The organism is Desulfuromonas acetexigens (genome assembly GCF_900111775.1).
Taxonomy (GTDB): Bacteria; Desulfobacterota; Desulfuromonadia; order Desulfuromonadales; family Trichloromonadaceae; genus Trichloromonas; species Trichloromonas acetexigens.
Map to the genome: position 1 here is coordinate 1 of NZ_FOJJ01000006.1, position 21321 is coordinate 21321.

Annotated in this window: 19 protein-coding genes; 7 read left to right on the forward strand and 12 right to left on the reverse strand. The window is 61.4% G+C overall.

Annotated elements, in window-relative coordinates:
- Positions 1-158 precede the first annotated feature (158 nt).
- The 5 genes from BQ4888_RS04890 to BQ4888_RS04910 form a co-directional block, all read right to left on the reverse strand.
- Entirely contained in the window at positions 159-665 is a 507-nt protein-coding gene (locus BQ4888_RS04890) for a hypothetical protein (protein WP_092054388.1), read from the reverse strand.
- Between the two features lie 82 nt (positions 666-747).
- Positions 748-1941 carry a DUF3322 domain-containing protein gene (locus tag BQ4888_RS04895; RefSeq protein ID WP_092054390.1) on the reverse strand — a complete coding sequence of 398 codons (1194 nt, stop codon included), beginning with the start codon at positions 1939-1941 and terminating at the stop codon, positions 748-750.
- Complete coding sequence (locus BQ4888_RS04900; RefSeq protein ID WP_092054392.1) at positions 1938-5297, reverse strand: ATP-binding protein; 3360 nt, start codon at positions 5295-5297, stop codon at positions 1938-1940. The genes BQ4888_RS04895 and BQ4888_RS04900 overlap by 4 nt, the downstream gene beginning before the upstream one ends.
- Positions 5278-5880, reverse strand: coding sequence for a DUF4194 domain-containing protein (locus BQ4888_RS04905; RefSeq protein WP_092054394.1), 603 nt, complete (start codon positions 5878-5880; stop codon positions 5278-5280). Before BQ4888_RS04905 ends, BQ4888_RS04900 begins: the two co-directional genes overlap by 20 nt.
- 61 nt (positions 5881-5941) lie before the next feature.
- On the reverse strand, positions 5942-7381 hold the full coding sequence (locus BQ4888_RS04910; RefSeq protein WP_092054396.1) for a DUF3375 domain-containing protein: 1440 nt from the start codon (positions 7379-7381) through the stop codon (positions 5942-5944).
- 155 nt (positions 7382-7536) lie between these two features.
- Between BQ4888_RS04910 and BQ4888_RS04915 the strand changes: the two genes are divergently transcribed.
- The 3 genes from BQ4888_RS04915 to BQ4888_RS04925 all read left to right on the forward strand — a co-directional run bounded on the left by BQ4888_RS04915 (position 7537) and on the right by BQ4888_RS04925 (position 10322).
- Positions 7537-9027, forward strand: coding sequence for an AAA family ATPase (locus tag BQ4888_RS04915; protein WP_092054398.1), 1491 nt, complete (start codon positions 7537-7539; stop codon positions 9025-9027).
- 30 nt (positions 9028-9057) lie between these two features.
- Positions 9058-9246 carry a DUF6726 family protein gene (locus BQ4888_RS04920; protein ID WP_092054401.1) on the forward strand — a complete coding sequence of 63 codons (189 nt, stop codon included), beginning with the start codon at positions 9058-9060 and terminating at the stop codon, positions 9244-9246.
- 83 nt (positions 9247-9329) lie between these two features.
- On the forward strand, positions 9330-10322 hold the full coding sequence (locus tag BQ4888_RS04925; protein WP_092054568.1) for a zinc-dependent alcohol dehydrogenase family protein: 993 nt from the start codon (positions 9330-9332) through the stop codon (positions 10320-10322).
- A gap of 60 nt (positions 10323-10382) precedes the next feature.
- Here the strand turns inward: BQ4888_RS04925 and BQ4888_RS04930 are convergent, their stop codons facing one another.
- The 6 genes from BQ4888_RS04930 to rsgA all read right to left on the reverse strand — a co-directional run bounded on the left by BQ4888_RS04930 (position 10383) and on the right by rsgA (position 16445).
- A complete protein-coding gene (locus BQ4888_RS04930; RefSeq protein ID WP_092054404.1) occupies positions 10383-11702 on the reverse strand; it encodes a CDP-alcohol phosphatidyltransferase family protein in 1320 nt (439 codons plus the stop codon).
- Positions 11703-11766: 64 nt separating this feature from the next.
- Positions 11767-12921, reverse strand: coding sequence for a tRNA-queuosine alpha-mannosyltransferase domain-containing protein (locus tag BQ4888_RS04935; RefSeq protein ID WP_276609582.1), 1155 nt, complete (start codon positions 12919-12921; stop codon positions 11767-11769).
- 24 nt (positions 12922-12945) lie between these two features.
- On the reverse strand, positions 12946-14004 hold the full coding sequence (gene ispG, locus BQ4888_RS04940) for a flavodoxin-dependent (E)-4-hydroxy-3-methylbut-2-enyl-diphosphate synthase (RefSeq protein ID WP_092054406.1): 1059 nt from the start codon (positions 14002-14004) through the stop codon (positions 12946-12948).
- Positions 14005-14342: 338 nt separating this feature from the next.
- On the reverse strand, positions 14343-15125 hold the full coding sequence (locus BQ4888_RS04945) for a PEP-CTERM sorting domain-containing protein (protein WP_092054408.1): 783 nt from the start codon (positions 15123-15125) through the stop codon (positions 14343-14345).
- A 111-nt stretch (positions 15126-15236) separates the two neighbouring features.
- Entirely contained in the window at positions 15237-15413 is a 177-nt protein-coding gene (locus BQ4888_RS17495) for a hypothetical protein (protein WP_170232959.1), read from the reverse strand.
- A 96-nt stretch (positions 15414-15509) separates the two neighbouring features.
- Positions 15510-16445 carry a ribosome small subunit-dependent GTPase A gene (rsgA, locus tag BQ4888_RS04950; protein ID WP_092054410.1) on the reverse strand — a complete coding sequence of 312 codons (936 nt, stop codon included), beginning with the start codon at positions 16443-16445 and terminating at the stop codon, positions 15510-15512.
- 285 nt (positions 16446-16730) lie between these two features.
- On the opposite strand from rsgA, the gene BQ4888_RS04955 reads away from it, so the two are divergent.
- Genes BQ4888_RS04955 through BQ4888_RS04960 form a run of 3 tightly spaced genes read left to right on the forward strand, consistent with a single transcriptional unit; the run spans position 16731 to position 19803 of the window.
- On the forward strand, positions 16731-18068 hold the full coding sequence (locus BQ4888_RS04955) for a DEAD/DEAH box helicase (protein ID WP_092054412.1): 1338 nt from the start codon (positions 16731-16733) through the stop codon (positions 18066-18068).
- 58 nt (positions 18069-18126) lie between these two features.
- Positions 18127-18498 carry a hypothetical protein gene (locus tag BQ4888_RS17295; protein WP_140396591.1) on the forward strand — a complete coding sequence of 124 codons (372 nt, stop codon included), beginning with the start codon at positions 18127-18129 and terminating at the stop codon, positions 18496-18498.
- A 15-nt stretch (positions 18499-18513) separates the two neighbouring features.
- The gene (locus BQ4888_RS04960; RefSeq protein ID WP_092054414.1) at positions 18514-19803 is read left to right on the forward strand and encodes a diadenylate cyclase; all 1290 of its coding nucleotides are present in this window, start codon (positions 18514-18516) and stop codon (positions 19801-19803) included.
- Positions 19804-19884: 81 nt separating this feature from the next.
- Here the strand turns inward: BQ4888_RS04960 and ubiE are convergent, their stop codons facing one another.
- Entirely contained in the window at positions 19885-20595 is a 711-nt protein-coding gene (gene ubiE, locus BQ4888_RS04965; RefSeq protein ID WP_092054416.1) for a bifunctional demethylmenaquinone methyltransferase/2-methoxy-6-polyprenyl-1,4-benzoquinol methylase UbiE, read from the reverse strand.
- Positions 20596-20729: 134 nt separating this feature from the next.
- Between ubiE and mutT the strand changes: the two genes are divergently transcribed.
- Positions 20730-21113, forward strand: coding sequence for an 8-oxo-dGTP diphosphatase MutT (mutT, locus tag BQ4888_RS04970; RefSeq protein ID WP_092054418.1), 384 nt, complete (start codon positions 20730-20732; stop codon positions 21111-21113).
- Positions 21114-21321: the final 208 nt, after the last annotated feature.

A 21321-nucleotide genomic window follows, 5' to 3' on the forward strand; every position in this document is an offset into this window, starting at 1 on the left:
AAGAGTAAAGCGACACGCTGATGGTCAAAAAACGAATTAATTTGGTTCTGACATGAAACAGTCTCTGCTACACTCTGATCCAAAGCGTCATCTCCTGAGGGTAGATTGGTTGTTTGGCGACAACCCATTCTATTACAGTTGATGGCGCTTTTGTTTAATTATTTCAGATATTTATTTTTTGTGCGTGCCTGCGAAAGTTGAGTCAATTTGTAAAGACGCCCCTTTTCGGTGAGCAGTTCGTGCTCGCCGTAGGGGTTGTCGGCGAAGTCGATGCGGTATTCGGCCTGCTCCGCCTTCTCCCGCCGTTCGTCGAGCACCCGCTTGATCATCCCTTCGCGGGTATAGGTCTGACCCGAGCCGGCTTCGGGAAACTCCTCCCGCGCCAGAAAGTCGGAGAGTTCCAAGAGCCCCGCCACCGCATGGTGACACCCGGCCTCGGCGGCGCGGCAGTTACAGCGGGTGACGACGCCGTCGGCGGTCAGTTCGACAACCAGGTCGAAGTCCTTGAATTCATCGTCGATGGCGATATGAAAATGGTCCCGGGCACAGGTCAGCATTTGGCACTGGCCGTTGACGTAGAGGGCATGGGCCTTGCGCAGAACCAGAGGCGTAACGGCGGGCCGGGTCTTGACGGCAGCGAGGTGGTTCTTGATCAGATCAAGCATGGAGGACTCCGGAAATGAAAATGACGGGGCAAGTTGCCCTGTGTTCAGGTTGGTTCCCAGCCTGTTTTCGTGCGGCCGCGAGCTAGATGTTTTCATCCAGCCACTGACGCAGCCAGGCGTAGGCGATCCGTTCCTGTTCCAGGCGAATATGTTCGCCCAATGCGTTGCCGCGCAGCGTCTCGTAAAGCCGGCGCTCCGCTTCGTCGAGGTGGGCAAGTTCCGCCAGACAGCGTTTTCCCGCCTCTTCGCTCACCCAGAGGTGGCGGAAGGCCAGCAGGGTCTCCCGATTCATGAGCATGGAGCGTACCTGGGGAAAATAGCCGCGCAGTTGCGAGAGGATGCCAAAGCCGTGGGTGTCGATGTCCCCCCAGTAGAAGATCTCCCTCTCCCGCAACCAGTCGGCGTCCTTGATCGCCTGGACACCGTAGCCCAAACCGAAGATCACCAGGGCATCGGCGACCGGGGGGAAACTGAGGCCGTTGATCTTGTTTTCGGTGATAAAAACCCGGCGGCCGGGGAGGTTGCAAGTAAGAAACTGACTCAGAGGAATGCTCAGGTCGTTGAGGCCGAAAGGGGCGGCCAAAGCCGGGTCGAGCAGACGCAGACGCACCAGTGGCTCGTCGTAGCGCAGACCGAACCGACGCTCGAAGCCAGCACCGGCCAGATTGGTGACGGTCCGGTCGACGGCATCCTCCGGCAGAAGGATATCGAGCATTTCCCGCAAAATACGCCGATGCTGTTCGACGAACTTGCTGTCGACGCCGGGGATGTCCAGCTCCCGCAGATAGCGCCCCGGGGCGGGGTTGCGCAGAAAATAGGCGCAGACGGCCAACAGCCGCGGCCAAACCTCCCGACCTTCCAGCACGTTGAAGGGAGACTGTTCCAGCCAGGGACGCAGCAACGGATGGGCGGCCAGGGTCACTTCCGTCAGCTCGCGAAAACAAACAAAGTCCCGCTGTCGGCCGATGAGACGGAGCAAATCGGCAAGGGTTTCGAAATAGATGCGGGAAGGGAAACGCTGTTCGCCTAGCTGACGGTGATTGACGGTGGAAAAATCCAACGAATAGCCGAACCCGCGGGACTCCTTGCCGGCTTCCCGCAGCGACAGCATCCAGGCGCGTACTTCGGCGAAACGCTCCAGCACCTCCTTCCCGGTCGGCTTGCGAAACGGGATATCGAGAGGGAAAAGTTCCTCGCCGCGCAGGTGAGCCCGCAGCAGCAGGCCGCTCTGCCAGATTTTTTCCGCCTTCGTCCTGATTTCTCCGGGGCCGATCATCCCTCCCTCGTCCCGCGGAATCGTTCCTTCTCCTCCCGGTATTCCTCCAGGGTCAGGTTGCGCAGCACCGAGTTGGCTCCGCCTTCGTTGTGAACATAATGCACCGAGCGGATGTAGTCCTCGATAACGTGGATTTTCTGCAGCGGGGTGACGATGAGCAGTTGCAGGTGGAGTTTCTTGAAAAGCTCCAGACCGTAACGGGTGCTCTCGTCCGAGCCCTTGCCGAAGGCCTCGTCGATGACCACGAAACGGAAGGAGCGCGACTGCACCGCCCCCCACTCCAGACCGAACTGATAGGCCAGGGCCGAGGCGAGAATGGTATAGGCGAGCTTCTCTTTCTGACCGCCCGACTTGCCCGAGGCGTCGGAGTAGAATTCCCGCTCGCTGCCGTCCTCCTGCCAGCGCTCGCTGGCCGAAAAGGCGAACCAGTTGCGCACGTCGGTGACTTTGCGGGTCCAACGGCGGTCGAGATCGACGAGCCCTTCGCGGCCGTTGAAGCGGTCGATGAGGCTTTTGACCTGGAGAAACTTGGCCTCGTTGTAAATTTCGGTCTCTTCCATGTGGGAGAGGCACTGGCGGACATCCTGCTGGAACTCCCGCACCTCGGCGTCCTGGGTCTTGTCCATAACCAACTCGATGTAGGTGCCGGGGTTGTACTCGATCTGCCGCAGCGAGCCGTTGATGGTCTCGATCTTCTTGGCGATCTGCTGGCGCTCCTTGTCGAGTTGGTTCTGAAAGAGGGCGACGCTGTTGATCGTTCCCTCGTTGAGCAGTTGCTTGAAGCGTTCTTCGTGGCGGGGCAAATCCTGTTCCTGCAAGGTTTGCAACATCGTCTCGAACTCGCCGAGGGCTTCGAGGCCGGCGTCAACCTCGGCGGTTTCGGCGGGATAGGCGTTTTTGTAGACCTGCATGGCACCGACGAGCTTTTCGGTCAGTCGCCGATTCTTCTTCTCGTCGCCGTCAAGTCGAGCCTGGATCGCCTCCCGGGTTTCCCGTTGCGCCTTGTCGATATTCTGCAGATTAAGACTCTGCAGACAGAAAGGATCAATTTTCGGGAACCAGATCCGGCGCTCTTCCTCGGTCAACAGCTCTCTGAGTTGGCGGGCCTCGGCGAGTTCGGCGCGGCGGGTCTCCAGACGCTCTTCCTGCTTGCCCCCCTCTTTGCCCAAATCGCCCTGCCGCTTCTCTTTGAGTTCCAGTTCCTGACGGGTCAGTTCCAGTTGATTCCGTAACGCCTGCAAGGTATCGGAGCTACGTTCGATCTCGGCCTTTTCCTCCAGTAGCGACTGGATGCTCCGGGCCAGGGGCGCCCAGTGAATCTCGCCGTAGTCGACGAACTTGAGCAGATCACGCACCGCGTCTCGCCGCCCGGTCTGTTCCTGCTGCCGCTTGCCCAACGCGGTCAGTTCGTCGGTCAGACGCCGGGCTTCGACCTCCATTCCCCGCCTCACCCCCTCCAACGCGCGGATCTTTTCTTCGTTGCTCCAACCCAGCACATAGCGACTGCGATCAAGGATGGAACTGCGATCATCCTTTTCGTGGCGCTGACCGCCGGACTTGATCTGGCCGCTGCGGGTGAGCGCCCGGGGAAGACGGCGAAACTGTTCCAGATCGTCGCAGCAGCGATAATCGAAACGCTCCCGGAGATGCCGCTCCAGCCAAGGGTAGGAGAGGCTGTCGGGTTTGATGCGCAGTTTGCGCACCAAAGCGTCGGTCTCCGGCGGAAGCTGACGGTTGGTACCCTCTTCCTCGCGGACGCGGAAGTAAACCAGGCGTCCGCGCAGATTGGTCCGATCGACATACCGGCAGACGTCCTTGTAGAGATCCTCGGGGACCAGGAGGCTCAAGGCAAAATTGTGCAGCAGGCGCTCGATGGCCCCTTCCCACTCGGCGGCGGCCTCATCGACCTGCAGCAGTTCCCCGGCAAAGGGAAGCCGGCTTTCATCGACACCGAGGATCTGGGCCATCTCGCGGCGGAGTTCCAGATTATTCAGCGGGATGTTGTTCTTGCGCCGACGCAGGGAATCGAGTTCGTCGTCGACCCGGGCGCGCTCTTTTATCAGTTCCTGCCGGGAAACGCTAAGATCGATCTCGCGCTTGCGGATTTCCTCAATCACTGTTTCAATTTCGGTCAGCAGTGCGCGGGCGCTGTTGACGTTGCGATAAAAATCCTCCTCGCTGTGAACCGTCGGCAGCTCCAGCTTCGCCCCGTGGCCGCGATACTCATCCTCCCGCTGTTGCTTTTTCTCCCGCTCCCGCTCCAAGCCGGCGATCTCCTGCTCCAAGGCCTGCAACCGGCGGCCGCCGCTTTCGTCGATACAGGTCTTGAGCTCCCCCTCCTTATGCCGAAGTTGGCCGATCTCTTCCTTGAGGACGGCCAAGTGATGGCCGATCTTCTTGACCTCCGTCTCCAGGGATTCGATCTGGGCCTCCAGCAGCCCTTCCTTATGCCGGGCGAAATAAGCCACCAGTGCCTCGCGGCAACAACGCAGATCTTCGATGGCGACGCTCAGCTCGCGGAAGCGGTGTCCGTCCTCGACCAGGGGCGCAAGCCGTCCGATCTGCTCCTTGGCCTTGAGCACCGCCTCGTGGGCGCGATTCAAGTTGTCGAAATTTCGGCGCAGTTCCTCGATACGACTTTCCACCTCGCCTTCGTCAAGCATGTGGTTGCGCACAAAGTCGGTGAGGTTCCCCACCGATTTCATGGAGACGGTCTGGTAAAAGAGTTCAAGGGCCTGCTCGTTCTGGATGCCGAACAGATGACGGAAGCGGGTGCCGTACTCCTTGAAATTTTCCAGCACCTCGACCCGGGGAAGGCGCTTGAGGCGTTTTTTCAGATCGAGGATGTCGCTGCCGAATCCGCTGAAATGCTCGGCAATGCTCAAAGGCCCCTGGGCGACGACGAAGAAGCGCTCCGGATTACGCTTCTGGTCCTTCAGCCAGAAGACCTGGGCCAGAGTGACGGACTGAGAAAAACCTTCGTTATGGAACTGGGCAAGGAGCACCGTGTAGCTATTCTCGTCGCGCAGGGCGATGGCTTTGGCCGATTGGGTCAGATCGTCCTTGGCGCTTTTGTACTCGCCGCGGATGTAGGAATAGAGAGAGCGCTCCTTCCCCTCGGCGCCCGCCGCCTTGTTGTACACGATGCGGTGGTGGGGAACGAGCAACGTGGTCACGGCGTCGACCAGGGTCGACTTGCCCGAACCGATATCGCCGGTGAGCAGCGCGTTGTGCCCTTGCGGGGCAATGGCCCAGACATGACGGTGAAAGGTTCCCCAATTGAGAACTTCGAGACGTCGCAAGCGAAAACCGGTGGCCGTATCGTCGGCGGCGAAATCAAGCGAGAGCGTCTGCATGGGCTTGGTATGCCTCCAGTTTTCGATCCAGATCGCCGAGCCAGTCGGCATCGACCAGCGCCTTGAGAATGCGGCGCACCTCGAAACGTTCTTCGTCGCCTTTGAGGGGACGCAAAAAGCCGTAGTCGGCCACCTTGCGAATATGACTTTCGATCTGCTCCACGGTCTTGGCCTCGTTGCTCCCCTCGGGGAGAAAGACCCGCATCATGTCGACGATCTCCCCGCGACTGAGAATCACCCGCGTTTCACCGCCGGCGGCATCCTGCTCAATCAGCTTCTTGCGCAACAGCACACAGAGCAGACTCAACGGATAGCTGAGCTGGCGCCGCTGCACCAGACGCGGCAGGGGCGCCGCCTCGTCATCCTCGACGGCCTCCTCCGGGCGCTGGCGAAGGAAAGCGTACCCCTCGGTTTCATCGAGCAGCACCAGCAAGCCAAGGACCGCCACATAGTCGCGCACGGCATTCTGGTAGGTGAGCAGATCGCGCCACAGCTCGGGGTTTTTATCCTGGTAAAGAACCCCTTTGAAGAGGGCAATCAACACCAGCGATGCCTGGTGGGGAAGATTCAGATAGGCGTTCATGGGATCCCCGCAAAATGTGATATCGGATGGAGAACCGTCAGAGGGACGGCATTCGGCATCCTCACCGGGTGAAAATCACCTTCGGCAACTCGATGTTACGGATTCGCCCCTCAGTGGCGGCAACCATCAGGGTTTCGGTTTCGTCTTCGGCCACCAGCGCCTTGTCGTCCCGATCCGCCAAGCTCAGGTAGGCCACCACCTCGGCCAACCCCTTGCGAACGGGGAACTCCTCCACCAACTGTCGCAGCGAAACCTGGGAACGACTCTGCAGCGCCTTGCGGATGTTGGCGCGCAGCAGCGCCTCATCGACATAATTTTGTCGGTACAGGGCCAGGGCGTCGACTTCCGCCTCCCCGGCGGTGATCGTCGCGGAATCGATCCGCGGGCTTGTCGGCGGTACGAAGAGAGAGCGCGCCATGACCAGATCGAAATCGGGCTTCACGTCGTCCAGTTCGGCAAAGTCCCGTTCCAAAGGGGGATTGTCCTTAATCGCCACCGCCTGCTTTTCGATCCCCTTGACCAGCTCCATGATCCGTCGATCCTCCAAATAGGCCTGATCATCGAGATACTTGCGCAGCTGTTCGACCAGCAGGTTGTTGGTTTTGTAGACCTTTTCGCCGGCATCGAGAAGCGAGAATTTGATCCCGGCGAGAAAAGGATCGGGAGCGAGCAGGCGTATTTCCTCCAAGGCGAAAACCGCCTCCAGCAACTCGGCCAGCTCGGCCTGGCGGGGAGCGGACATGAGGAACTCCCAGAAGGCGCGGAAGCTTTTCCCCTGATCCGAATCCCAGATCACGTCCTGCTCGCGGAAGATCTCGTCGAGCAGCCGCCCCTTGGTCTGGTCGCTGACGGCGATACGTTCTCGGGTTGCCCGGTCAAGGGCGCGAAAGTTGTATTCCACCTGGCGGAAATCGGAAAGGAGCCGCCGAGCGGTCTCTTCCACCTGGAAATAACGTTCCTTGATGCGGGTCGGGTCGACGGGATCGATCACCCCGCCGCGGATGCGCTCGATTTCGGCCTCGATCGTCGCCTGCCGGCACTCCAACTCGGCGATGCGCGCCGCCGGATCCTGCCGGGTCAAGCGCACGATCTCCCGCAGCAGTTCGAAGACCGTCAGCAAGCGCGACTCGGTGCCGACGAACTGCCGCTCTTCCAGGCTCTGTAACCATTCCACCGCTTTTTCGGTGGCCGGGGTCAGATCGAATTCGGGTTCGTCGCTGCTCCCAGCGTAATATTTACGCAGAAACGGTGTCTTCCCGCCGGCCCAGTCCTCGAGGTACTGGCGGGCCGTTTTGGGATATTTCCCCTCGCCGTGAATCTCCCGCAGATGATAGAGGTAGTCTTCCAGGGAGGTGGTCAGATCGGACTGCGAAATCGAGCGCCGGTTACTCCGAATGAATACCCGGAACAGAAAACTGATGATCAGCGGAGCGTTGTCGGCGGCCAGCAACCGCAGCGTAGGATGGGTCTGTTTGAGTTTTTCGAGGTAGTCGTGATCCATAGGGAACGACAGTAAAGGAAGGGTGCCGTCGAAGTCAATAAACGCTTTATCGCGAGTGCCCCCGCCGCTGTGATCATGGACAAATCTTAACGGATGATTTAACGTGAGAGACAAAATCACCACGCCTTCGCATCGTTTGCCGGAAGGATTCGATCATGGAAGAGCTTCTGACCCTGACCAATTTCAGCCAGCAGGTGGCGGCGGGAACGCCGCTGCTCTACATCACCACCGACAACGAGAGCCGCACCGAGGCGCTCATCACCCATGCCGCCCTCCATGCCATCAAGGGGATGCCCGGCCCCCTGGCCTGGAACTGCACCGTCGGCTTCCTCGGCCACGAGGGGACCCGCGAGCCGCTGGCCGGTTTGCGCTGGGCGGTGGAGCAGGAGGGTCCGGGGATCTTCATTTTCAAGGATCTCGACTGGTTCTGGCATGACAATCCCTTCATCCAACGCACCCTCAAGGATTTTTCGGCGGTGCGCCGGCCACCGGGCAAGACCCTGATCTTCATGGGCAGCCGCCCCGACATTCCGCCGGCCTTGCGCGAGGAGTTCCTGCTCCTTGACCACGGCCTGCCCGACCGCAAGGAAATCCAGGCCTTTCTTGAGAAAAACCGGGGCAAGGATCCCTTCATCGACCGCCTGCTCGCCGACGAAGACACGGTGTCGCGGCTGGTGGTCGCCGCCCAGGGACTCGATCTGCTCAATCTCGATCGGGCGCTGCGCCTGGCCCGGGTCAGCAAGGGGGGCGGGCCGGACGAGGTCGTCGCCGCCCTCTTCCGCACCAAGAAGCAGCAGTTGCGCAAAAGCGGGATCATGGAGTTCGTGGAGAACGATGTCACCGCCGACCAGCTCGGCGGCATGGAAAATCTCAAGTCCTGGATGGAGAAACGTGAAAAGGCTTTTGGCGCCGAAGGACTCTCTTCAGGCAAAAACCTGCCTCGGGGGGTACTGGTGATGGGCATCAGCGGTTGCGGGAAAAGCCTCTTTGTCAAGGCCATCGCCGCCCGCTGGCGCCTGCCGCTGGTGCGGCTCGACATGGCGACGGTCTACGAAGGCACCTTCGGTTCGCCGGAAAGCAGCCTGCGCAAGGCCTGCAAAACCGCCGAGGCCCTTTCTCCCTGCGTGCTCTGGATCGATGAGATGGAGTCGGGCATCTCCAACCAGGGATTCAAGGCCGAAGGCGGTCCCGCTTCGCGGGTGCTCGGCTACTTTCTCACCTGGATGCAGGAAAAGCGCCACCCAGTCTTCGTCGCCGCCACCGCCAACGCCATCGAGATGCTCCCCGCCGAAGTCCTGCGCAAGGGGCGCTTCGACGAAATCTTCTACGTCGCCCTGCCGGGGCTCTCGGAGCGGGAAGAGATCGTGCGCATCCACCTGCGCAAGCGCGGTTTCCCCATCGAAAATTTCGAACTGGGCATGCTCGCCCACGCCGCCAAAGGGTTTTCCGGCGCCGAAATCGAGCAGGCGGTGGCCAGCGCCGGCTTTGAGTCGTTGGCCCAAAACCGCGCCATGACCCAGCAGGACATCATGGAAGCAATCAGCCGTACCGTCCCCCTGTCGGTCACCATGGCCGAACAGATCAAGAAGATCGAAGCCTGGGCTTTCAAGCGGGCGGTTCCGGCCAGCGCCGGAGCCCTGCGCTAGCCCCCCATCCCTCTCTCAAGGAGAACTGCTATGAACTGGATCAAGCTCTTCGTCGTCCTGCTCCTCGCCAGCCAATTGAGCGGCTGCTTTCTCACCAAGGTCGTCAGCGTGCCGATGCGCGCCGTCGGCGCGGTGATCTCCATCATTCCCGTCGCCGGAAATACCGCCCATGACGCCATCGACGGCGCCGCCGACGTGGTGGACGACGTCCCCATCTGATCCCCCCCACCCCGCCGCGTCCGCCCTTGCGACGGACGCGGCGTTTTTCACACAAGGAGATCGCCATGCCTCTCCCCGCGACCATGCGCGCCATGGTTCTCGAAGCGGGACAGCGCCGGCTGCGCCAGCAAACGCTCCCCCTGCCCCGCCCTCTCGCCGGACAAGTATTGATCAAGATCCACGCCTGCGGCGTCTGCCGCACTGACCTGCATATCGTCGATCTGGAATTGACCGAACCGAAACTTCCCTTGATCCCCGGCCATGAGATCGTCGGCACGGTGGTGGAGGTCGGCGCGGGCAGCAGCCCCTTCAACATCGGCGACCGGGTCGGCGTCCCCTGGCTCGGGCAGACCTGCGGCAGCTGCCGCTACTGTCGCAAAGGGCAGGAAAATCTTTGCGCGCAGGCGAAGTTCACCGGCTACACCCTCGACGGCGGCTTCGCCGAATACACCGTCGCCGATACGCGCTATACCTTCCCCCTCCCCGCCGGATTTTCCGACCTCCATGCCGCGCCCCTGCTCTGCGCCGGACTGATCGGCTACCGCACCTACCGCCTGGCCGGAGACAACATCGAACATCTGGGCATCTACGGCTTCGGCGCCGCCGCCCACCTGGTCGCGCAGATTGCCGTCCATCGCGGGCAAAAAGTCTACGCCTTCACCCGCCCCGGCGATAGCGAGGCGCAAGACTTCGCCCGCCGCCTCGGCGCGGTCTGGGCGGGTGCGTCGATTGACATGCCCCCCGTCCCCCTCGACGCCGCCCTGATCTTCGCGCCAGCCGGGGAGCTGATCCCCGCCGCCCTGCGCGCCGTGGACAAGGGCGGACATGTCGTCTCCGGCGGCATCCACATGAGCGACATCCCTGCCTTTCCCTACCGGATTCTCTGGGAAGAACGCAAGGTCAGCTCGGTAGCCAACCTCACCCGCCGCGACGGCGAGGAACTGCTCGCCCTCGCCGGAGAAATCCCCCTGCGAACCGAAGTCGTCCCCTTCCCTCTGGAAGCGGCCAACGAAGCCCTTGACCGATTGCGCGCCGGGCGCATCGAAGGGGCGGCGGTGTTGATGATGGATGACTGAAACGCTCGAAGTATTGACGAAAAAGCCCCGGCGTGAACCGGGGCTTTTGTTTTTGGCGGGTTATTTGTCGGAAGGCTTCGCCGGTTCTTTCCAGAAGAGCGGCGAAATGAGATAGGCCAGGGCCGCAACCAGGGAAATCAGCAGGGGCGCCGTATATTCGTCGCGGCGGAAGCCGAGGGCGAGCATGAAGAGAAACAGCCCGAGCACCAGAACCCGGACGATTTTGGGGATTTTCGGAAGGATCGTTCGCCCGAAGTGGGCATAGGGAACGCGGGAGACCATCAGCGCCGAGGTCACCAGAACGATGATGCCGTTGATCAGCGGACTGGGGATGAAGACGCAGGAGGTTCCGGCCAGCAGCGCCCCGGCCGGCGAGGGCATGCCGGAAAACGTGCCGACCCCGCCCAGCACCCCCGCCTTGCGCTTTTCAACGACGAAACGGACCAGCCGGTAGACCACCGCCGCCAGATAGAGTCCGCCGATGATCAGCCCCACACCGAGAGTGGGAAAGGACAGGGCGACCATCAACCCGACAGTAAGGCCGAAACTGGTGCCGTCGGCCACGTCGTCGAAGACTTCCCCCCGAGGGGTCGAGCCCCAGCGTTCCGCCGCCCGCCCGTCAAAGAGATCGAGAAACTGGCCAAGAAAGACCAGCCCCAAGGCATAGACCGGAGGATGTCCGGCGAGCAGCACATAACAGCCGGCCAAGCCGCAGACCAGATTCATGATGCTGAGGATGTTGGCGTACCAGTAATTGGGAACCAGCTTGAAGACGGTGGAGCAGAAAGCCAGCGCCGCACAGATCGCCATCAGGGGATAGATGGCCCGGCCAAGAATCGGCAGGGGGCCGTAGATCCATTCGAAACCGATCACGATAAGGAGCACCACCACCAGAAAGGTCTTAGCCTTGCCGAAGAGATTGGCCGCCTTGACCTTGCTGAAACGCCGCGAAACCTGGCCGATGACGTCAAAGAGCAGAAAGAGCCCCACCAGCAGCGGATCGAGCCAGCCGGTCCAGGCCATGTAGATGAGCATGGGGGAATACATAAGCTTGTCGGAAAAGGGATCGATGGTCTCCCCTTCCTCGGTGTGCAGATCACAGCGGCGGGCGATCTCCCCATCGGTGATGTCGCTGATCATCCAGAAAGTAAAAAAGAGAAAACAGAGACGGGGAAAGTCCAGATGCAGCAGCAGTACCGAAATGAAACCCATGGGATAGCGGGCGCGGCTGATGGCGTTGGGATGCAGCCAGGCCCGGCTCCGCACCCAGGCGACCTGCTCGGGGGTACGCAGAAAGCGGATAACCAGAAAGCGTTCGATACCGAGCATCAACAGGACGGGAAGAATGATCTCCCACCACATGGCCATGTACGAAGTCATAAAATTGAGTGCCTGCGAAGAATGAGGGTTTCGAGAAAATGCCGGCGATGAATGCCGCTTCTGATTATCCCAGCCTCGCGCCGCTGTCAACCGCAAAAGTCCCGCCCCGTGCCAGGTCGGCGAGAAGTTCGTCGTAAACCGGCGCCAGCATCGCCCAGTCATAGTGGGCCACCAGCGACCGCGTCGGCGTCCGGCGGATGCTTCCCATGTCCCGGCACACCTCCGCCAACCGCCGGACCAGTTCATCGCAGTCGTGATAGAAAAATTCCTCCTGCCGCTCGATGGGGAGATGTTCCGGATAGGCCAGCCGTTTCGGCAGCAGCGGCCAGGTATCGCAATGGATGGCCTGGACCACGGCGGCGCCGAAAAAGTCATGGAACGAGGTCACCGGCAGGAGGTCGGCCCGGCGCAGCCAGGCGGCGTAGTCGGCAAAGCTCTCGACGAAGCCCCAGTGGACGATACGTCGCGCCAGCCGCCGCCGGGCCTCGGCGAAGATCGGCGGGAATTTGCGGAAAGACTCGCCGAGCACCGCCAGGGTGAAATCGACGCCCATTTCGTCCAGCCGGAACAGGGCGCGGAAGAACTCTTCGGGGTTTTTGTCGTACTCCCAGCGGTGGTTCCAGAGAATCAACGGCGGCCCGACCCGGGGCGGCGCGGGGCCGTCGAGGGCGCGCAGATCGAGGCCGAGGGGGAGGGTCCGGCTTTTGCCGGCGATGGCGGCGATGCTCTCCGGTTCGCGATGGTCGGGAAATGCGGCAAGGAATTCCGGCAGGGCGCCAAGAAAGGCGCGGCGGTGGTAATCGGAATTGAAGAGCACGTCGCCGGCGGCCAGGGCGCTTGCGTAGTTGATGAAGGCGTAATGGGCGTCACGGCATAAGGAAGGATCGGCATCGCCGGGGGACCAGGGGTAGGTGAGCTGGTTTTCGTGAAAGTAGAGGGCGACGGGAGTTCGCGCCGTCACCTTGCGGGTCAGGGCGAGAAAGGTGGCGAGATCGAGCACATCCGTGGCCAGCAGCAGATCGGGACGCAACCCCTCGGCAAGAAATTGCCGGGCCAAGGTCACGGCGCCGCCATGCATGCGCCACTTCCAGTGCCGTCCCTCCAACCCGAGAATCCGCACCCGGTGCCGGCTGTGGGCCGCATACTCCCTGGCCCAAGCCGCGTGCGAGCCGGTCAGATAGGGCTCCAGCAGGATGATCTCCAGCGGTTTATCCCCCATTTAGCACCAAGCACTCAGCACTTTTCACTCCTCTTCCGCCAGCCGCCGCGCCTCTTCGATCAGCGCCTCGGCCAGTTCGGCCTCGGGCACCTTGCGCACCACCTCGCCATGCCGGAAGAGCAGCCCCTGCCCCTTGCCGCCGGCGATGCCGACGTCGGCCTCCCGCGCCTCGCCGGGGCCGTTGACCACGCAGCCCATGACCGCCACGGTGATTTTCTTCGGCAGATCGTGCAGGCGCCGTTCGACCTCTTCGGCGATGGGGATCAAATCGATCTGGCAGCGGCCGCAGGTCGGGCAGCTGACGAAGACCGGGCCGCGCTCGCGCAGCTCCAGGGATTTGAGGATTTCCCAGCCGACCCGCACTTCCTCCACCGGATCGCCGGTCAGCGACACCCGCAGGGTATCGCCGATGCCGTCGTAGAGCAACGTGCCGAGACCGACGGCGCTCTTGATGGTGCCGCTCCAGGTAGTGCCGGCCTCGGTGATGCCGATGTGCAGGGGATAGTCGCAACACGCCGCCAGTTGCCGGTAGGCTTCGACGGTGCGGCGGATGTCCGAGGCCTTGAGGCTGATCTTGATCCGGTCGAAGCCGAGATCCTCCAGAATCCGCACATGGCCGAGGGCGCTTTCGACCATCGCCTCGGCGGTGGCATGGCCGTATTTCTCCAGCAGTTCCTTCTCCAGCGAGCCGCCGTTGACACCGATGCGGATCGGCACCGCGCGCTCGGCGCAGGCCTTGACGACTTCCCGCACCTTCCAGCGCTCGCCGATGTTGCCGGGATTGATGCGCAGCCCGTCGACCCCGGCGTCCAGGGCTATCAGCGCCAGCTGGTAGTCGAAATGGATGTCGGCGATGAGGGGAATCGGGCAGGCGGCGCGAATCGCCCGCAACGCCTCGGCCGCCTCCCGGTCGGGCACGGCGCAGCGCACGATCTCGCAACCGGCCTCGGCCAGATCGCGGATCTGCCCGAGGGTGGCGGCCACATCGCGGGTATCGGTGTTGCACATCGACTGCACGGACACCGGCGCGCCGCCGCCGACGGCGACCGAGCCGACCTGAATCCGGCGGGTTTTATGGGCCATGGACAGGACTCCTGGAGGATGGGGGAAAGTCGAGGGGAGGAGTTTACCGAGGGGATGGCGGACAAGTCAAGTTTCCGGCGGGTTCCGGGGACAGTATACGCAACTACGCGCGGGTTCCGGGGACAGTATACGCAACTACGCGCGGGTTCCGGGACAGTATACGCAACTACGGGTCGCAGACCGGGCGGTAGCCTGAGACGCGCCTTTCCCGGCCTATGAAAGTCGTGGCGGAAATCAATCTGGCGGCATGACGGAAATGTCCCCCTTTTTATCGCGATGCGGACGAAAAAGCCCCGCCGGGTTGGCGGGGCTTTTTTTGTCGATGGGATGCGAGGCGATCAGTGGCGGCGGCGCCAGGCCAGCAGGCCGAGCAGTCCGGTGCCGAGCAGCAGCAGGGTGCCCGGCTCGGGCGCGGGCAGCGCCCCCTGCCCCATGAGGTTGTCGTTGCCGCACTCCATGGTGAAATGGACGGTGAAGTCGGCGCCGTGCCCCAGGAAGGAAAGATCGACAAAAACGGCGTTGTGCCAGTCGCCGGCGAAACCGGTGTCGGTCAACCCGGCGACATAGCCCAGGCTCTGGTTCGCGGCCAGAACGGTGCCGCCGGACAGGTAGCGCCAGGGGTTCGACTCGTCGTTCTGGGCATAATAGACCGACGACATGAGAGTCGAAGCCCCCTCGTCCAGGCGGATCACCGCATAGGTCTTGGTGGCGAAATCCAGGTCGAGGACGAAATCGTAACCGAAGGTATCGTTGAGGGCCAGCGCCGGATAGGCCCCGCCGCTCTTGGTATTGACCGGCCCGTATTGCGCGTCGCCGTCGACGTCGATGAAAAGATCCCCGGAGGTAAAGGTATGGCCGCCGGAGGTCACCCCTCGCACGAAATCGTAGCCGCCGACCATGGCCAGGGTCGTGCCGCTGAGGAAGAACCCTTCGAGATCCCAGGCCTGGGTGGCGATATTGCCCGGCTCGACTTCGTTGTCCTCCTGCTGGCCGTACCAGCCGGTGGCGGTGCTGTAAACCTTGTCGGGAATGGTGATGTTGGTTCCCAGGGAAAGGGCCGAAGCCCCGGTGGCGAAGACCAGAACGGCCGTCACCGCGGCAAATAAACGACGACTGAACATATTACGATCCCCCTCGTAAGAATGTTTAGCGAATGTGGATGGGCCCAATAGCGACGGCGATTCGTCGGATAGGCATTGTCATCCTGCTGTAAGCAAAAAATATTCCAATTCTTAAACACCTTGTTTTATTGGATTTTTAATTTCCTCACCGAAAAAACCGTAAAGAAATCCGACAAAATCGCAGCCCTGACACAAAAACACCCCGGCAAACGCAAACTTTTCCGACAACAAAGCAGCGTCGCGTCTTGCGGTGCAATATTGCTTCCCTCGCTCCTCACCATCCGCCATCCGCCGGATTCCGTTCCTCCGCCCCACCTCGTTGACCCGACATTCACCCGCGTGGCGCTGAACCCGGCGATGATCAGCGCCCGCGATGGAAAGGGCTCAGCCCTTCTTCCCCCGGTAGCGGTTCTGCGCTTCGACGACTTCGACGGCGTCGAGAATCTCGAGGTAGGTAGCATAGCGGTCAGCGGGGAACTGCCCGGTGCTCGCCAGGTCACGGACGGCGCAGCCCGGTTCGCTGCGGTGGCGGCAATTGCGGAAACGGCAGCTGCCGGGGGGGATCTGTTCGAAGCCGGGGTAGTGGAGGGCCAGCTCCGGGGCGGAGATTTCCACCAGGCCGAAATCCTGAAAGCCGGGGGTGTCGATGAGTTCGCCGCCATCATGGAGCGTGTGCAAGGTGGAAAGGGTGGTGGTGTTGCGCCCCTTGCCGGAATATTCGTTGAGTTCGCCGACCTGCAGGTCGATCTCCGGACAGAGGGCGTTGAGCAGCGAACTCTTGCCGACGCCGGTGGTGCCGACAAAGGCGCCGCGATGCCCACAGGCGAAGAAGGCACGCAGGGCTTCGAGCCCGGCGCCGCTGGCCGCGCTTAGCGGGAAGACGGGAACGGAGCCGGCATAGGCGGCGCGCAGGGCGGCGACATAGGGGTCAGCAAGGGCAAGGTCGCACTTGTTGATGACGAGGAAGGGGGCGAGATCGGCGGCGCGGGCGGCGACGATGGCTTGATCGACGAAACCGGCCGGGGGTTGGGGGGCGGGGGAGACGACGATGCCGAGCACGTCGAGGTTGGCCGCGACCAGATGGATGCCGCCCAGGGCGTCCCGGCGGCGCAGTTCGGTGCGGCGCGGCAGCCGTTCCAAAACTTCGCCGACCACACGCACGGCGTCCCCGACGACATGGCCGGAGCGGCGCTTGACCCGGACGAGGCACCGTGCACCGTTGTCGAAGCGCACCTCGACGGCGACGCCGTGATGGGCGCTGATGATCCCTGATCCGGCGGGCGGATCGGCGGAAGAAGCAGGGGACGAAGGCTGATTCACGGCGAATCCTCGGGTCAGGGTCGATGGGTTATTGCGTCGGCCCGGGAATTTCGGGCCAGGGTTCTCTGCCGCGAAAGTAACAGCGCCAGGTCAGCGAGTCAATATCTCCGCCGGGAGTCTCCGGAGGTCACCCCGAAAAGGCGGGAATTCCGTCGGCAAAATAGCAACTTATGCACTTGTATCATTGACAGTCCGGAGACAATCCGCTAAGGTCCCGCTCTCATCCCGTCCGCCTCGCCGTTTTTTGCAAACCGCCGTTTGCTCCCTTTAAGGAAATGATGCTCCATGTCTTTTGAATCTCTCGGCCTCTGCGCCGAACTGCTCAGTGCGATCGCCGCCCAGGGCTATACCACGCCGACCCCGATCCAGACCCAGGCCATTCCGGTGATTTTCGAGGGCTGCGACCTGCTGGCCGGGGCCCAGACCGGCACCGGCAAGACCGCGGCCTTTGCCCTGCCGATCGTTCAGCGGCTGAGCGAAAAGGTGCCGCCGCAGAAGCGCCGGGCGCCCCGGGCGCTGGTGCTGGTTCCGACCCGGGAGTTGGCCGCCCAGGTGAGCGAGCAGATGCAGAATTACGGTCGACGGCTTTCCCTGCGCTCGACCATGGTCTATGGCGGGGTAAACATCCAGGCCCAGATCGAACGGCTACATCGCGGCGTCGATATTCTGGTGGCGACGCCGGGGCGACTCCTCGACCATGCCGAGCGCGGCACGGTGGATCTCTCCCACATCGAGTTTCTGGTGCTGGACGAGGCCGACCGCATGCTCGATCTCGGCTTTATCGACGACATCCTCAGGGTCGCCGAATATCTACCCGAGCAGCACCAAGGGCTGCTCTTTTCCGCCACCTACTCGCCGAGCATCCGCCAGTTGGCCGATGAGCTGCTCGACCAGCCGCGGCGTATCGAGGTGGCGCGGCGCAATCTCGCCGCCGACGCGGTGACCCAGGCGGTTTACCCGGTGGAACGCCGGCGCAAACGGGAGATGCTCTCGCACCTGATCCGCAAGGGGGAGTGGAGCCAGGTGCTGGTCTTTACCCGCACCCGCTACGGTGCCGACAAGCTGACCGAGGAACTGCTCTTCGACAGCATCAAGGCAGCGGCCATCCACAGCAACAAGAGCCAGTCGGTGCGCACCCGCACCCTGGCGGAGTTCAAGCGCGGAGAATTGCGGGTGCTGGTAGCGACGGATGTGGCGGCCCGTGGCCTCGATATCGAACGGCTCCCTTATGTGGTCAACTACGAGCTTTCGCAGGTGCCCGAGGATTATGTCCATCGCATCGGCCGTACCGGCCGGGCCGGGGAAGGGGGCGTGGCCCTGTCGCTGGTCTGCCCGCAAGAACAGCCGCTGCTGGCCGCCATCGAAAAACTGCTCAACTATGCCATCCCGCAAAAAACCATCGCGGAATTCCCGCAGGTTGCGGTCAAGCGGGGGGTAAAAGCAAAACCCGCCGCGCCGGGCAAACGGCCGGCCAAGGCCAAGAAGAAATCTCCGGTCCCCGCCGCCAAAGCCGTCCCTGCGGCCAAACCGGCCGTTCCGGCCAAGCCCGCCCCGTCCCGCCGGAAAACCGCTGCGGCACAACGGCCCGCCGCCAAGACCGGGCGACGGGGGGCGCGGTCCTGACCCCTGTTCGGCAGCGCACGACCTTGCCGCCGAGCCGTCGTCCCGCCTCACCGGTGAAGTGAACAAAGATGAAAGCAATGCAACCCAGACTGCGCAAGCAACCTGGGTTGTTTTGTCTTCATCTGTAATGGCCGATGCGGCCGGTGGTCAGCAAGTTGAAGTATTCATAGAGGGTAAACGCGAGAAAAGAGACGAGCAGCAACTGGATGGTTTTCGCGAATATCGGCTTTTATCCTGGGAAGAAGCAAGCAGCGGAATCGGTGGGAGAAAAACTTTCCCGGCCTGGAATAACGCGATTTGTCGGGTTTCAAGATCTGCCCCCGAAGCCCTCCCTCAAGCAGCGTCCCGTGAGACCACTCCTTTTTTCTATTACCAGGACTTGTCAGAATTTGGTATCAATGAATCGTCCTTGAATCTCCAGTGTGCATAAGGCTCTTTATCCGACATGCCTAAGTCAGCGTTCAGTGCTATCGAAAACAGTTTGTGCGATTTTCTCGGCGGGGCAAAAGTCTCGCTGGCGGTCGTTGAGGAGAGGGAAAGTGCTTCTTTTGGCCCGGAACATCGGCTGGAGATACTGGCCTATCTTCAAGTCGAAGATGTGGTTTACCAATTTTCCGCCCGCCGCGATGAACTCCCTTTTACGACCACCGAAAATAGTTTTATCCAAGAACTGTTCACCGCTTTTGAGGGGTTGTTCGCCGGGTTTTCCGCTGCGGGCTATGCCGCCCACTTTCGTACCGCGTTGTTGACTTCTCTGACCGATATCGCCGTCGCCCGCTACATCCGTGGCGACCGCAAGGGGGTCTTCTGGCCCATCCAAAGCCTGATTCAACTGCTGAAAAATCTTTCTTACCAGCGCTATGAAGGGTCCCAGGCAACCACGGGCTTTCTCGTTTACCGGAACCAGCTTGATGACTTTCTGGAGGCGTTGCAGAAGACTCGTTACAGCTGGCTTGATCTTGAGGAGAGCCGTCAGCGAATTTCCCGCGACTTTTTTCGCAATCCTTTGCCTTACCGTTTTGTCGACGGCCTGCGATCTCTGTTTCTCTGTGATATCCGCATGAATGTGAAGGGGACTGTTCACACCAATGCCCCGGGCCCGAGCGATTCTATCGAGCAGATGGCCAATCGCGAAACCCTCGCCCTCCTGGCCAAGGCCGGGGAGGGATCTTTTGCCATTTTTGTGAACAACGTATCGGAAGTGGAGATCGTTCTGGACAGCGACCAGATCCTCGTCTGGCGCAAGGGCGCATGGGGCGTTTACGATCCGGATATTTACCGGGGTTTTCTGGCCGGGCACCTGGAAAAACGGTCGATAGATTATCTTGTCTGGTCCATCTACGCCCTGTCAAAGGCGCGTCACGGTACCGTGGTTCTGGTGGCCAATGACGATACCGACCTGGACGCCCTGCGCAAGGGCTCGGTTGGGGGAAGCGATCCCCTGAGCCGGTCTTTGATCCACCATGTGCGTGGGACCAAAATCGGCACACTGAAACGTTCAGGCGAGTTGACCCGGATTCTTTCTTCTGATGGGCTCACGGTGATTAACCGCAAGGGTGAACTGCTCGATACCGGGGTAATTGTTGATACCTCGAAAACCAGTCGCCTTGTCACCGGAGGGGGTCGTACCACTGCAGCGACCGCCGCATCGCACTTTGGCTCGGTGATAAAAGTTTCAGAGGATGGTCCGGTGGAGCTTTACCGCAATGGTAAACGCCTTTACCGTTTTGGGTAAATGTCTGTATAAACCGCCTATAGCCCCTCTATGGAGCGACGAACACCGAGACCACCCTAGCGAGTTTTGGCAAGGGAATTTTCAGGGTTTCACGCCGACGTGGACGGTGGCGATGCCGAAGGTTTGCTCATGGTAAACGACCTGGGTGAATCCGGCTTCTTCCATCATCTTCTTGAAGGTTTCCTGGTCGGGAAATTCGAGGACCGAGTCGGGCAGGTACTGGTAAGCGCTGCGTTTGGAGATCAGACCGCCGATCCAGGGGAGGACTTTGCGGAAGTAGAAGTAGTAGATTTCCTTGAACAGCCGGCTTTTGGGGTGGGAGAATTCGAGGATCACCGCCTTGCCGCCGGGCTTGAGCACCCGGCACATCTCCCGCAGTCCGGCGGGGCGGTCGACGACGTTGCGGATGCCGAAGGCAATGGTGACGCCGTCGAACTGGCCGTCGGGATGGGGCATGGCCTCGCAGGGGGCGGTGACCAGGGTGATGCGGTCGCGATAGGGGGAACGGGCGATCTTCTCCTGGCCGACTTTCAGCATCCCCGGGGTCAGGTCGGCGCCGACGATGGTCAGCGAGGCGGGGGACTGGGCGGCGATCTCCAAAGCGACATCGCCGGTGCCGGTGGCGACGTCGAGAATCCGGCCGTTTTCGGGTAGATTCAACTGCTTCACGGCAAAGGTCCGCCAGCGCCGGTCGATGCCGAGGGAGAGCAGACGGTTGAGCAGATCGTAACGGGGGGCGATGGCGTCGAACATCTCGCGGATGCCGCGCCCTTTTTCGGAAAGATTGAACATGGTTTCACCTCATGAGGACAAGCAAAGCGACGGCAACTTTTAGCACATCCCCGGAAAGACTGTCAGCAAAAAAGCCTTCCCCCGCCCGCGGGGCCCGGTCTATACTCAGCCGTCCCCCTCTTCCAGGAGCCTTCATGCTGCCGATCATCGTCACCGCCGCCATCCTCCGCGAGGGGGAGACCGTCCTCATCACCCGCCGCCCGCTACAGAGCAAGCACGGCGGACTTTGGGAGTTTCCCGGGGGCAAGCTCGACCCGAACGAAACCCCGCAGGAGGGCCTGCGCCGGGAGTTGCGCGAGGAATTGGGCATCGACAGCGAAGTCGGGGATATTTTCGAGGTCGTCTATTTTCGCTATCCGCAAACGCCGGTGCTGATTCTGGCCTACGAATGCCGGCATCTGGACGGCGTCATTCAGAACATTGAAGTATCCGAGCACCGCTGGGTGCCGGTGACCGAACTGCACCGCTACGATATCCTCCCCGCCGACGCCCCCATCATCGCTCGACTGCAACGCTGAAGCCGAGCCCTCCGCGAAAGCCTTCGAGATCAATAAAACATAATTTATCAAACCCCAAAAGCCCCCTTCCCCACCGTTCAATTCAGATCCAGGATCCAAGGGTTCCAGACACTTACGAAGAACAAAACAAAACACAACAACCCCCCGCCATACCGCGCCGGACGGTTCTCATCCCCCTTTTTTGAAAAATACCGTTGACACAAATAAA

What these genes read in the sequence shown, in the direction of transcription:
- BQ4888_RS04890 (WP_092054388.1), bottom strand. Translation starts at nt 665, where the DNA reads ATGCTTGATCTGATCAAGAACCACCTCGCTGCCGTCAAGACCCGGCCC.
- BQ4888_RS04895 (WP_092054390.1), bottom strand. Translation starts at nt 1,941, where the DNA reads ATGATCGGCCCCGGAGAAATCAGGACGAAGGCGGAAAAAATCTGGCAG.
- BQ4888_RS04900 (WP_092054392.1), bottom strand. Translation starts at nt 5,297, where the DNA reads ATGCAGACGCTCTCGCTTGATTTCGCCGCCGACGATACGGCCACCGGT.
- BQ4888_RS04905 (WP_092054394.1), bottom strand. Translation starts at nt 5,880, where the DNA reads ATGAACGCCTATCTGAATCTTCCCCACCAGGCATCGCTGGTGTTGATT.
- BQ4888_RS04910 (WP_092054396.1), bottom strand. Translation starts at nt 7,381, where the DNA reads ATGGATCACGACTACCTCGAAAAACTCAAACAGACCCATCCTACGCTG.
- BQ4888_RS04915 (WP_092054398.1), top strand. Translation starts at nt 7,537, where the DNA reads ATGGAAGAGCTTCTGACCCTGACCAATTTCAGCCAGCAGGTGGCGGCG.
- BQ4888_RS04920 (WP_092054401.1), top strand. Translation starts at nt 9,058, where the DNA reads ATGAACTGGATCAAGCTCTTCGTCGTCCTGCTCCTCGCCAGCCAATTG.
- BQ4888_RS04925 (WP_092054568.1), top strand. Translation starts at nt 9,330, where the DNA reads ATGCGCGCCATGGTTCTCGAAGCGGGACAGCGCCGGCTGCGCCAGCAA.
- BQ4888_RS04930 (WP_092054404.1), bottom strand. Translation starts at nt 11,702, where the DNA reads ATGACTTCGTACATGGCCATGTGGTGGGAGATCATTCTTCCCGTCCTG.
- BQ4888_RS04935 (WP_276609582.1), bottom strand. Translation starts at nt 12,921, where the DNA reads ATGGGGGATAAACCGCTGGAGATCATCCTGCTGGAGCCCTATCTGACC.
- ispG (WP_092054406.1), bottom strand. Translation starts at nt 14,004, where the DNA reads ATGGCCCATAAAACCCGCCGGATTCAGGTCGGCTCGGTCGCCGTCGGC.
- BQ4888_RS04945 (WP_092054408.1), bottom strand. Translation starts at nt 15,125, where the DNA reads ATGTTCAGTCGTCGTTTATTTGCCGCGGTGACGGCCGTTCTGGTCTTC.
- BQ4888_RS17495 (WP_170232959.1), bottom strand. Translation starts at nt 15,413, where the DNA reads ATGGCGGATGGTGAGGAGCGAGGGAAGCAATATTGCACCGCAAGACGC.
- BQ4888_RS04955 (WP_092054412.1), top strand. Translation starts at nt 16,731, where the DNA reads ATGTCTTTTGAATCTCTCGGCCTCTGCGCCGAACTGCTCAGTGCGATC.
- BQ4888_RS04960 (WP_092054414.1), top strand. Translation starts at nt 18,514, where the DNA reads ATGCCTAAGTCAGCGTTCAGTGCTATCGAAAACAGTTTGTGCGATTTT.
- ubiE (WP_092054416.1), bottom strand. Translation starts at nt 20,595, where the DNA reads ATGTTCAATCTTTCCGAAAAAGGGCGCGGCATCCGCGAGATGTTCGAC.
- mutT (WP_092054418.1), top strand. Translation starts at nt 20,730, where the DNA reads ATGCTGCCGATCATCGTCACCGCCGCCATCCTCCGCGAGGGGGAGACC.